The following is a 10809-nucleotide window of genomic DNA, read 5'->3' as shown; positions in this document are numbered from 1 at the left end:
CGGCGGCCCGGGGCGCCGGCGGCGAGGGGACCGGCGCGGCCGCACCGCCGCCCGGCCCGGCCGGGGGCGTGATCGGCAGGCCGAGCGCGTCGTACCCCTGCTCGGCGTACTCCCGCCCGGCACCGGCCGCCGCCGGGCGGCCGAGGTCCGGCAGACCGGCCTGCGGCGGCAGCACGCTGCCCTGGGCCTGGCTGATGCTGCGCACGGCCCCCAGCAGCTGCTCCTCGGAGACCGGGACCACCTGGGAGGGGATGCAGCGCGCGTGGGCGAAGGCGAGTACCGCCGTCTCCTCACCGACGAAGAGCACGGTGCTGGTCGGCTCGTGCAGCGGGTTGCCCGAGTTCCGGCAGGCGGTGCAGTCGTAGGTGTCGGGGGCGTGGACCCCGCCGAGCAGACGATCGGCCTCGTCGTCGCCGATCTCGGCGCGGACCTCGTCGCTGACATCGAGCATGAGCGGCAACAGGACTCCTCGTTTTCGTTGGCTGGTCGCCGGAGCGGGCCGCGAGCGGCGCTCGTGGTCCCGCATCGGCCGAAGCCGGTCTCCTGGGCCGGGCGGCGCGGTGGCCGCTGCGGCGCGGCACGGGCGCACCCGGCCGCCATAACCAACGGCGCCCTGTGGTCGGAGTCACGGGTTGGGGCTTGGAGTGTCGCTTTTTTCCGTTCGGGCGACTGCGGATGGTGCCGAACCGGTCACATTCTGTCGACGATGTGCTCAGGCTCACAGTCCCGAAGATGTGACCGGGGCCACATGAAGAAAAGGTTTGAGATGTGCAAATGCCTCAAATCGGACATTTGATCATTCAACCGCTTGATCGTTACCCCGGGTAACACTTCGCTGACCTGGGACGTTTCCGGGCGGATCTTGAACTGGTTGATTCCGGACACCGGCGCCACCTAGCTTTCATCCCCGGTGCAACGAGCACCACCCGGGTTCACCCCCAGCGCACCCCACCGGGTGCCCGCCGTCCGACGAGTCCAACAGTCGGCGGCGGCGGGAGTGGCCGCGGCGGCGCGGTACGTCGGACACGTACTCGGCCGCCCGAGGACGAGGCACGGTGTCGGGCCCTTCACGGGTCTGGTTCCGCATGCCCGCCCGGGGCTGTCGAGAGGGATTCCATGACTTTCCGTAACGAGAACGCCGCTGCCACCACCACCGCCACCAAGCGCAACCGCGCTCGGCTGGCCATCCTGGGTGCTGCCGCCGTTGCGGTCGTCCCGGTGGCGGGCCTCGTCACGGCCACCACGGCCTCCGCCGCTTCGGTCTCCACCTGGGACGCGGTCGCCCAGTGCGAGAGCACCGGCAACTGGAGCATCAACACCGGAAACGGTTTCTACGGCGGTCTGCAGTTCACCTCCTCGACCTGGGCCGCGTACGGCGGCACCCAGTACGCCTCGCAGGCCAACCTGGCCACCAAGGCGCAGCAGATCGCCGTCGCCGAGAAGGTGCTGGCCGACCAGGGCCCCGGCGCCTGGCCCGTCTGCTCGGTCAAGGCCGGCCTGACCGCCGGTGGCGCCCCCGCCTCCGTCGACACCTCCGCCCCGGCCGCCCAGACCCCGGCCCCGGCCAAGCCGGCCAAGCCCGCGCAGCCGCAGGCCCCGGCCCAGCAGCAGGCCCCGGCCAAGCCGGCCAAGCCCGCGAAGCCCGCCCCGCAGCAGTGGAACGGCACCAAGGCGGCCGACAAGCCCGCCGACAAGCCGGCCACCAAGGGCAACCAGGCCCCGACCGGTGCCACCTACACCGTCAAGAGCGGTGACACCCTGAGCGAGATCGCCGCCGCTCACGGCACCGACTGGCAGGCCCTGTACCAGAAGAACGTCCAGGTCATCGGCGGCGACGCCAACCTGATCCTGCCCGGCCAGGTGCTCTCCTTCTGAGGCTGAGTCCGCCGAGGCCGATGCGCTGACGCTGCGAAGCGCGGTACCGGACCTGGTGACTGACCGTCGTCCCCTGACCGGGGGCGGCGGTCGGTTGCGTTGGGGCGGAGACGTCGCGTTGGGGTGAAGAGGTCGCGTTGTGGCGGGCGCCGGTTGCGTCGGAGCGGGGCGGTGGTGTTGGGGTGCGGGCGGTCGCGTCGGGGTGGTGCGGCTCTGATGGCGTAGTGGGGGCGGGATCGGCTCGCCGGTGGTGGCCCTGCTCGGCGAGAGTCGGAGGATGCGTGACAGCAAGCCCCGAATAGGTGTCAAGCCCCGTACGGTCATCGGGCTCGGGCCCCGACTGGCCGTTCTGCTCTGCGGCGCAGCCCTCGCCCTGTCGGGTGCGCCGGCCCCCGACCCGGACGCCGGTCCGGCGCCCGGCCCCGGCCCCGGGTCCGGTGCGGCGGCGTCGGGGCCGGGGTCCGGGTCGGCGGGGTCCGGTCCCGGGTCGGGTTCGGGGGCGTCCGGCTCCGGCTCCGGGTCGGGTTCGGGGGCGTCCGGCTCCGGTCCGGCCCCGGTCTCCGACGCGGTCTGGGACCAGGTCGCGGACTGCGAGAGCGACGGCGACTGGGCCGCCGACACCGGCAACGGCTACTACGGCGGCCTACAGATCTGGCCGCCCACCTGGCGCGACGCCGGCGGCCTGCAGTACGCGCGGCGGCCGGACCTGGCGAGCCGGCGGCAGCAGATCACCGTGGCTCAGGAGATCCTGCGTCAGCAGGGCTGGCAGGCCTGGTCCGGGTGCGCACGGGACCTGGGGCTGCTGCCCTGAGGGGGCTCGTGCGGCGCGGGTGAGGTCTCCGGCGGCCGGCGATGTCGGCGGGCGATGTCGGCGGGCGATGTCGGTCAGCGATGTCGGTCGGTGGTGCGAAGCTGGTGGACCCGGACGGTGCGACGCCGACGACGGAGATGGGGACCTCATGGGTGCTGCCGTGGACATCGTGGTGGTGGGCAGCGTGAACCTCGATCAGGTGATCGAGGTGGCCGCGCTGCCGGCACCCGGCGAGACCGTGCGGGGCGGCCCGGTCATCCGCCTCGGTGGCGGCAAGGGGGCCAACCAGGCCGTCGCCGCGGCCCGGCTGGGTCGCTCGGTGGCCCTGGTCGGTGCCGTCGGGACGGATGCCGACAGCGCCGAGCTGCGCCGCGAGCTGGCCGCCGAGGGCATCGACGTCGGCCACCTCGCCGCGCTGCCCGGCCCGCCCGGGCACGCCGTGGTGCTGGTCGACCGGCAGGCCGAGAACTGCGTGGTGGTCTCGCCCGGCGCCAACGCCGGGCTGACGCCCGCGGCCGTGGCGGCCGCCGCGGACCTGGTGGCCGGCGCTGCGGTCGTGGTCGCGCAGCTGGAGGTCCCGGTGGCTGCGGTGCTGGCCGCTGCCCGGCTGGCGCGGGGGACCTTCGTGCTCAACCCGGCGCCCGCGCCGGTGGGGGACGCGGCGGACGGCCTGCCCGCCGAGCTGTGGTCGTTGGTCGACGTCCTGGTGCCCAACCGGACCGAGCTGGCCCGGCTCTGCGGCGTCCCCGACGAGGAGCTGCGCGATCCCGCCCGGGTGGCGCAGCTGGCCGCCGGGCTGCCCTGTCCCCGGGTGGTGGTGACCCTCGGTGCGGACGGCGCCGTGGTCAGCGAGGAGGGTCGGACCGAGCTGATCGCCGCCCCGGAGGTCGCCGCCGTGGACACCACCGGGGCCGGCGACACCTTCTGCGGCGCGCTGGCGGTGGCCCTCGCGGACGGCCTGCCGACGGTCGCGGCGGCGCGGTTCGCGGTGCGGGCCGCAGCGGCCAGCGTCACCCGGACCGGGGCGCGGACGGCGATGCCGAGCCGGGCGCAGCTGGCGGAGGATGGGTCTGCGGCGGTGTGACCGATCGCGGTGGTGTGACCGATCGGGGAGGTACGGGGTGAGCGTCAGTGGCCGGTGAGTCATTCGGGCCGGAGTTGTTCGGTCGGGAGCGGGTCGAGCCGGTCCCCGGTGCGGTGCTGCTGCCGGACTGGCTGACGCCGGCCGAGCAGCGCGAGCTGGTGGTCGCCTGCCGGGAGTGGGCGCGCCCGCCGGCCGGGCTGCGGACCGTCCGGCTCCCCGGCGGCGCGGAGATGTCGGTGCGCCAGCTCTGCCTGGGCTGGCACTGGGGCGCGGTCGCCCGCTGCCCGAACTGCGGGGTGGCCCGCAAGGAGGCCGCGGGGTGCGCGCAGCACTGGTTCCCGTACGCGTACACCCGTCATGTGCACGACGGCGACGGTGCGCCGGTGAAGCCGTTCCCCGACCTCCTGGGCTCGCTCGCCCGGCGGGCCCTGGCGGCGGCGTACGGCGGCGAGGACGGCGAGGAGGGTGAGGCGGGTGAGGCGGGCGGTGGGCGCGAGCATGACATAGCCGGCGTCGAGCACGACGAGCACTACGCACCGGACGTCGCCCTGGTCAACCACTACGACGACGCCGCGCGGATGGGCCTGCACCAGGACCGTGAGGAACGGGTGGCCGCCCCCGTGGTCTCGCTCTCACTCGGCGACTCCTGCGTCTTCCGGTTCGGCAACACCGAGACCCGGACCCGTCCGTGGACCGACCTCGAACTGCGCAGCGGTGACCTGTTCGTCTTCGGCGGTCCGGCGCGCTACGCCTACCACGGCGTGCTGCGCACCCTGCCGGGCAGCGCCGACCCCGAACTGCGGCTCGGCGAGCCCGGGCCGCCACTGCGCGGACGGCTCAACATCACGGTGCGGCAGACCGGTCTCGGCGGCGCGGACCCACGGGTCTCGGTGGCGCGGACCGGCCTCCGGAGCGGCCCCGGGAATTCCCTGGCGGTCGGCGACCTTCCTGGTAGACAGCAGCGGTAAGCCGCCGGCTCCTCCGGCGTGCCCGTTGGGAGAGGACGCACACCATGGGAACGCCCGTCGATCAGCTAGTCGACCTGCTCGATCTGGAGCAGATCGAGCTCAACATCTTCCGCGGCCGCAGCCCCGAGGAGTCGCTGCAGCGCACCTTCGGCGGCCAGGTGGCGGGTCAGGCGCTGGTGGCGGCCGGTCGGACCGTCGCCGACGACCGTCCGGTGCACTCGCTGCACGCCTACTTCCTGCGTCCCGGCGTCCCCGGCGTCCCGATCGTCTACCAGGTCGAGCGGACCCGGGACGGACGTTCGTTCACCACCCGCCGCGTCCTCGCCATCCAGGGCGGCCGGACGATCTTCGCGCTGACCGCCGACTTCCACCTGTCCGAGCCCGGCGGCATCGAACACCAGGACCCGATGCCCGAGGTCCCGGACCCCGAGGACCTGCCCAGCGCGCTGGACGAGGTCGGCAGCCGCCTCGGCGAGCTGCCGCCGTTCATCAGCCGTCGCCAGCCGTTCGACATCCGCTACGTCGAGCGGCTGCGGTGGACCCAGCAGGAGCTGGCCGGTGTGCAGCCGCGCAGCGGTGTCTGGCTGCGGACCAACGGCGCGCTGCCCGACGACCCGCTGATCCACGTCTGCGCCCTGACCTACGCCAGCGACATGACCCTGCTCGACTCGGTCCGCGCCCCTGTGGAGCCGCTCTGGGGCCAGCGGAACTTCGACATGGCCTCGCTCGACCACGCGATGTGGTTCCACCGCCCGTTCCGGGCCGACGACTGGCTGCTCTACCAGCAGGAGTCGCCGATCGCGCACGGCGCCCGCGGCCTGGCCCGCGGCCAGATCTACGACCGCAACGGCCGCCTGGTGGTGTCGGTGGTGCAGGAGGGCCTCTTCCGCCCGCTGCGCGACAGCTGACCGGCCGGACGCCGACCGCCCCGAGAGTAGCGATCAGAAAGTCAGACAAGGGAGTGCCATGACCACCGACGCCGAGGAGTGGCAGCGCTGGACCGAGGCCCGCACGGCCTCCGTGAGCGCACCGCACGGCATGCTCGCGCTCGTCGGAACCCACTGGCTGGACAAGGAGCCGGTCGAGATCCCCGGCGTCCCCGGCCGCTGGTCCGCCACCCCCGACGGGGTCGGCGTCACCGCGGCCGCCGGCGACGGGCTGCGCAGCACGGCGGCGGCCGGCGGGGTGGTGGAGGGCGAGCTGCTGCTGCGCCCCGACACCCATCCCGAAGCCGACACCGCGCACTACGACGACGTGCTGCTGGTCCCGATCGAGCGGGACGGCGAGCTGGCGCTGCGCGTCTTCGACCCCGCCGCCGAGGCCCGCACGCACTTCGCCGGGATCTCGGTCTACCCGTACGCGCCCGAGTGGTCGGTCGCGGCCCGCTTCATCCCGTTCGAGAGCGGGGAGCAGTCGGTCGTCGTGGCGAACGCCGACGGCCGCGAGCGCCCGCTGGACGTCACCGGCCGGATCGCCTTCCAGCTGGCCGGCGAGCCCTACACGCTGACCGTCAGCCGGTCCGGTGACCGGCTGAGCGGCGTGCTCGCCGACGCCGGCAGCGGGCAGGACACGTACCGCTTCCGGTTCGTCACGCTGCCCGCGCCCGACGAGGCGGGCCGCACGGTGCTGGACCTCAACCGCGCCTACCTGCCGCCCTGCGCCTTCGCCGACCACTTCATCTGCCCGTTCCCGCCGCCCGGCAACCGGCTGCCCGTCGCGGTCCGGGCCGGCGAGAAGGCCGTGCTGCGGGGGTAGCGGGCCCGGCTCTCCGGTGGACCCGGTGATGACGGGCGGAGGGGGAGGGGTGACCATAGGTCGCTATGTCGACCAATCATCCCACCTCTTCCGCGGCCGCCCCCGGCGGGCCGGACGCCGACCCGGCCCAACCGGCGTCTCGACAGGCGTCCCGGCCGGCGGCCCAACCGGAGCCTCGATCAGCGGCTCAACCGGCCCCTCACCCAACACCGCCGATACGCGCCGCCGGGGTCCGCCGGATGCTGCGCGGTGCCGTCGCCGACCTCACCCCGCTGCGCACCAGCGCCGACTACCGGCGGATCTGGTTCGGCCAGTCCGTCTCCTCCATAGGCCAGCAGATGACCGCGGTCGCGGTCGCCGTGCAGGTGTACACGCTCACCGGCTCGAGCTTCGCCACCGGAGCGGTGGGCCTCTGCTCGCTCGTTCCCCTGGTCGCCTTCGGCCTGTACGGCGGGGCGATCGCCGACACCGTCGACCGCCGCCGGCTCGGCCTGATCGGCTCCGCCGGCCTGGCCGCCGCCTCCGCCCTGCTGGCCGGCCAGGCGCTGCTCGGGCTGCACCAGGTCGCCGTCCTCTACGCCGCGGTCGCCGTGCAGGGCGCCTTCTTCGCGCTCTCCTCCCCGGCCCGATCCTCGATGATCCCGCGCCTGCTCCCCGCCGAGCAGCTGCCGGCCGCCAACGCCCTGGCCACGGTGAGCATGAACCTGGGCATGACGGTCGGCCCGATGCTGGGTGGCCTGCTGATCGGCCTCTACGGCGCCCAGTCCGCCTACCTGGTCGACACCGTCGCCTTCACCGCGACCCTCTACGCGATGTGGCGCCTGCCCGAGATGCGCCCCGAGCGCACCGGCACCCGCCGCGCCTCCGTCCTGGACGGCCTGCGCTTCCTGCGCGAGCACCCCAACCTGCGCACCAGCTTCCTCGCCGACCTGGCCGCGATGATCTTCGGCCTGCCCCGCTCCCTCTTCCCCGCCCTCGCCGCCGGCTTCTACGGCGGCCACGCCGGCACCGTCGGCCTGCTGGTCGCCGCCCCCGCGGTCGGTGCCCTGATCGGCGCCCTCTTCTCCGGCTGGGTCTCGCGCGTCCACCGCCACGGCCTCGCGGTCCTGACCGCCGTCGCCGCCTGGGGCCTGTCGATCGCCGCCTTCGGCCTCACCTCCGGCCACCTCTGGCTCGGCCTCGCCCTGCTGGCCGTGGCGGGCTGCGCCGACACGGTGAGCATGATCTTCCGCAACACCATGCTCCAGGTCGCCGCCCCCGACGAGATGCGCGGCCGCCTCCAGGGCATCTTCATCGTCGTCGTCGCCGGCGGCCCCCGCCTCGGCGACTTCGAGTCCGGCACCGTCGCCGCCCTCGCCACCCCCTTCACCTCGGTGATCTCCGGCGGCGTGGCCTGCGTCGCCTGCGTCCTCCTCCTCGCCGCCCGCCGCCCGGCCTTCCTCCGCTACGACGGCCGCACCCCGACCCCCTGACCCACCCCCGCCACCCCCACCCCAGCGCCCCGCCGATGACCTGCACGGAAACCTGGCAGCGAGCACCCCGCCCCGTGCTGTATTGTTTTCCACGTCGCCGGGACACCGGGGACAAGGTCAAGAAGCCAGGCCCCCGGGCCGGGCGACAGGACCACGGGACGTGGCGCAGCTTGGTAGCGCACTTGACTGGGGGTCAAGGGGTCGCAGGTTCAAATCCTGTCGTCCCGACTGTGAAGTCGGTTGTGAGAGCCGGTACTTGGGAAACCGAGTGCCGGCTCTTCTTGTTGTCGCGTCAGCTGGTGGTCGCATGGTGGTCGCCGGGCCATATCGGCCATGAAGCTGACGGTTCATTTGTTCGTGTCTGCTGGTGTGCGGGCAGTTGCCGGTGCGGGCGTGGGTTCTGGTGCCAGGGACGCCGGGCCCGGCAGGCGGGTTTGCCGCGTGCGGCGCGGTCGGCATTGTCGAGGATCCAGGCGACGGTGTCTACGGCTGCGCGGGCGGCGAGGAAGGTCAGGTCCGTGTAGATGTTCGCGCTGGTGGACAGGGTGCGGTGACGCAGGGTCTTGGAGACGACGGTCAGTGGGACGCCGGCCGCGGTGGCGAAGCTCGCGGTGAGGTGGCGTAGGTCGTGCAGGGCGATGCGGGGGACGCCGGCCTTGTCGCAGAGCAGGTGGAAGCGGTCGAGGACGCTCTTGGGGTGCAGCGGGCGCCCGTGGCGGTGGAAGACGTAGCCGCCGGCGGGGGTGATCTGGCCGAAGGCCCGTGAGCCCGCTCGGTCTTCGAGGGTGTCGACGGCGCGGTTGGACAGGGCGACCCACGTCTTGCTGCCTTTGGTTTTCGGCGTGGTGAGCAGGAGCTGGTTGTTGTCGATGACGGAGAGGGTGTTGCGGACGAAGAAGACGCGTTCGGGCAGGTGGATGTCGTCCCAGTGCAGGGCGAGGGCTTCGCCTTTGCGGATGCCGGTGCCGATCATGAGTTCGGCGAGGTCGGCGTAGAGGGGGTCGGTGAGGTGGGTGAAGCGCAGGAAACGGGCGGTCTGCTCCTCGGTCCACAGGTGTCTGGGGGCGGAGGCGGGGCGGGGCAGGAGCGGGGGTTTGGCGGGGTTGCGGGCCAGGCGTCCGTCGGTGACGGCGGAGCTGAGGGCGCTGGAGAGGGTGGCCATGATCCGGTGGACGGTGACCTTGCCACGGCCTCGTCGTAGCTGGTCGGTGACGAAGGCGCGAAGGTGCTGGCGGGTGAGGTCGATCAGGGGGATGGTGCCGAGGGCGGGGATGAGGTCCTGTTCGACGTAGGCGCGGTAGCGGGCCATGGTGGTGGGCTTGAGGTTCAGATCCGCCTCGTTCAGCCAGTCCCTGAGGTAGTCGGTGGTGCGCTGCCGGGGGTCGGTGATGACACAGAGGGCCAGGCCTTCGTTGAAGCGCCGCAGCGCGGTGCGGGCGTCGAGTTCGTCGGAGAAGCCGGCGCGGCGGATGGTGTGGCGGTGGCCGTCGATGGGTGGCGTGTCGACGGCGAAGGCCCAGCTGCCGTGGTGGGGGTCGGTGGCGAGGTGTGGGCAGCGGGTGCCGAGTTGGTGGCGGTGGTCGTGTCGGCAGCCGCAGCGCCAGTAGACGCGTCCCCGGTCCCCGTTGCCGACAGGGGTTGGTGAGCAGCGCATGGTGATCGCCTCGAAGGATTGCTGCGAGTCGTCCTTGCTTCCAGTCTGCCTCCGCTGTGCGATCACCGTGCGACCACGAGCTCATGGAAAGGGGCTGTGACCTGCGGATATCCCTTGGCCATCGACAAGGGGGATCCGGCCGACCGACAGGCGTCAGCGGCCGGTCCGTTCGCGGGTACGAGTTCGCGGGTACGAGCTGGGTCGCTCACGGCTGCGCTGTTGGTGCCGCGCGCCGCCTGCTGGACGCCGTCGACCTTCACCTCGCCCTCAACGACATCGACCGGGCTGTCCACGTCACCCATGAAGCCCTGACCTGACTGTCGGCCCTCGTCCTCGCCCTGGCGCTGCTGCCGCTGGCGGCCTGCGCCGGTGCCGACAACGGCTCTGGCGACGCGGCCCCGCCCGTCGTGGCCGCACCGCTGCCGGAGAACCTCTTCGGCCCGGGTTGTGCCGCACTGCCCGGCGACGGGCCCGGCAGCCTGGCCGCGATGGGGACCGGGCCGGTACTGGCCGCCATCGACCAGGCCAAGGACCTCACCCAGCTGTCGGCGCTGATCAAGACGGCCAAGGCCAAGGACATGTTCGACTCGATGGACAACGTCACCGTCTTCGCCCCGAACGACGCGGCCTTCGCCAAGCTGACCGATGACCAGAAGAAGGCCCTGACCACCCAGCCGGGCGCCAGCGACCTGGTGCGCAGGCTGATCGTGGCGCGCGACCTGCGCAAGGCCGACTTGCAGGACAAGCAGTACACCTCGCTGCAGGGCGCGGTCCTGGGCGCCACCGGCAGCGGCGAGGACTACCGGATCGGCGGCGCACAGGTGCTCTGCGGCAGCATCAAGACCACAAACGCGCGCTTGGCCGTGCTGGACACCGTGCCTGCCCTGAGCTGACCACACGTGTGCCCGGCCCCGCCGAGGTTGCCCGCCAGCTGTCGGTGGGCGCGGTCCAGAGCGCTGATCACGTTGGCCGGCCGGAGGACGGGTCGGTCGGTGGCCGCCTCCGGACTGTCGGCAGTCATGGTTGAGGTGCGCAGGCGTGCCTCGGCCGGAGGGCCAGACGCAGGAGGAGGCCACGGGGCGACTCCTTCCCCCCGGGGGGCGGGAACTTGTCGGGGGCCGGACCGGGCCTGCACAAGGGTCCGGCCCCCAGGGGCCACCGTGTCCGCCGTCCCTTGCCGAACCCGAGCG

10 protein-coding genes, 1 tRNA gene and 1 pseudogene are annotated in these 10809 nt (G+C 73.1%); 9 read left to right on the top strand and 3 right to left on the bottom strand.

From position 1 onward, the window contains the following. Positions 1 to 451 (bottom strand): annotated as a pseudogene (locus ACQRUO_RS08155) (hypothetical protein); the annotation flags it as partial. A gap of 665 nt (positions 452 to 1116) precedes the next feature. On the opposite strand from ACQRUO_RS08155, the gene ACQRUO_RS08150 reads away from it, so the two are divergent. The 8 genes from ACQRUO_RS08150 (at position 1117) to ACQRUO_RS08115 (ending at position 8193) form a co-directional block, all read left to right on the top strand. After that, the gene (locus ACQRUO_RS08150; RefSeq protein WP_428315067.1) at positions 1117 to 1875 is read left to right on the top strand and encodes a transglycosylase family protein; all 759 of its coding nucleotides are present in this window, start codon (positions 1117 to 1119) and stop codon (positions 1873 to 1875) included. Positions 1876 to 2152: 277 nt separating this feature from the next. After that, positions 2153 to 2686: a transglycosylase family protein gene (locus tag ACQRUO_RS08145; protein ID WP_428315066.1), complete on the top strand. Its 534-nt coding sequence runs from the start codon at positions 2153 to 2155 to the stop codon at positions 2684 to 2686. A gap of 148 nt (positions 2687 to 2834) precedes the next feature. Then, on the top strand, positions 2835 to 3770 hold the full coding sequence (locus ACQRUO_RS08140) for a ribokinase (protein ID WP_428315065.1): 936 nt from the start codon (positions 2835 to 2837) through the stop codon (positions 3768 to 3770). Positions 3771 to 3817: 47 nt separating this feature from the next. Next, positions 3818 to 4738 carry an alpha-ketoglutarate-dependent dioxygenase AlkB family protein gene (locus tag ACQRUO_RS08135; protein WP_428315064.1) on the top strand — a complete coding sequence of 307 codons (921 nt, stop codon included), beginning with the start codon at positions 3818 to 3820 and terminating at the stop codon, positions 4736 to 4738. Between the two features lie 44 nt (positions 4739 to 4782). Beyond that, positions 4783 to 5646 (top strand): acyl-CoA thioesterase II, encoded by an 864-nt coding sequence (tesB, locus tag ACQRUO_RS08130; RefSeq protein ID WP_428315063.1) that lies wholly within the window; start codon positions 4783 to 4785, stop codon positions 5644 to 5646. A gap of 58 nt (positions 5647 to 5704) precedes the next feature. Further along, entirely contained in the window at positions 5705 to 6493 is a 789-nt protein-coding gene (locus tag ACQRUO_RS08125) for a DUF1684 domain-containing protein (RefSeq protein WP_428315062.1), read from the top strand. Positions 6494 to 6732: 239 nt separating this feature from the next. Continuing rightward, positions 6733 to 7965, top strand: a complete 1233-nt coding sequence (locus ACQRUO_RS08120; RefSeq protein ID WP_428315061.1) for an MFS transporter — start codon at positions 6733 to 6735, stop codon at positions 7963 to 7965. Between the two features lie 154 nt (positions 7966 to 8119). Continuing rightward, positions 8120 to 8193: transfer RNA gene (locus tag ACQRUO_RS08115), tRNA-Pro, on the top strand. A gap of 64 nt (positions 8194 to 8257) precedes the next feature. Here ACQRUO_RS08115 and ACQRUO_RS08110 read toward each other — a convergent pair. Continuing rightward, positions 8258 to 9619 (bottom strand): tyrosine-type recombinase/integrase, encoded by a 1362-nt coding sequence (locus tag ACQRUO_RS08110; protein WP_428315060.1) that lies wholly within the window; start codon positions 9617 to 9619, stop codon positions 8258 to 8260. A 62-nt stretch (positions 9620 to 9681) separates the two neighbouring features. Beyond that, positions 9682 to 9921 (bottom strand): hypothetical protein, encoded by a 240-nt coding sequence (locus tag ACQRUO_RS08105; RefSeq protein ID WP_428315059.1) that lies wholly within the window; start codon positions 9919 to 9921, stop codon positions 9682 to 9684. Between the two features lie 105 nt (positions 9922 to 10026). Between ACQRUO_RS08105 and ACQRUO_RS08100 the strand changes: the two genes are divergently transcribed. Next, entirely contained in the window at positions 10027 to 10512 is a 486-nt protein-coding gene (locus ACQRUO_RS08100; RefSeq protein WP_428315058.1) for a fasciclin domain-containing protein, read from the top strand. Positions 10513 to 10809: the final 297 nt, after the last annotated feature.

This window comes from Kitasatospora sp. LaBMicrA B282 (genome assembly GCF_050325825.1).
Classification (GTDB): domain Bacteria; phylum Actinomycetota; class Actinomycetes; order Streptomycetales; family Streptomycetaceae; genus Kitasatospora.
This window is presented reverse-complemented; position numbering and strand designations above follow the sequence as displayed.

Coding starts and splice junctions, on each gene's coding strand:
- ACQRUO_RS08150 (WP_428315067.1), top strand. CDS start 1,117: ATGACTTTCCGTAACGAGAACGCCGCTGCCACCACCACCGCCACCAAG.
- ACQRUO_RS08145 (WP_428315066.1), top strand. CDS start 2,153: ATGCGTGACAGCAAGCCCCGAATAGGTGTCAAGCCCCGTACGGTCATC.
- ACQRUO_RS08140 (WP_428315065.1), top strand. CDS start 2,835: ATGGGTGCTGCCGTGGACATCGTGGTGGTGGGCAGCGTGAACCTCGAT.
- tesB (WP_428315063.1), top strand. CDS start 4,783: ATGGGAACGCCCGTCGATCAGCTAGTCGACCTGCTCGATCTGGAGCAG.
- ACQRUO_RS08125 (WP_428315062.1), top strand. CDS start 5,705: ATGACCACCGACGCCGAGGAGTGGCAGCGCTGGACCGAGGCCCGCACG.
- ACQRUO_RS08120 (WP_428315061.1), top strand. CDS start 6,733: ATGCTGCGCGGTGCCGTCGCCGACCTCACCCCGCTGCGCACCAGCGCC.
- ACQRUO_RS08110 (WP_428315060.1), bottom strand. CDS start 9,619: ATGCGCTGCTCACCAACCCCTGTCGGCAACGGGGACCGGGGACGCGTC.
- ACQRUO_RS08105 (WP_428315059.1), bottom strand. CDS start 9,921: ATGGGTGACGTGGACAGCCCGGTCGATGTCGTTGAGGGCGAGGTGAAG.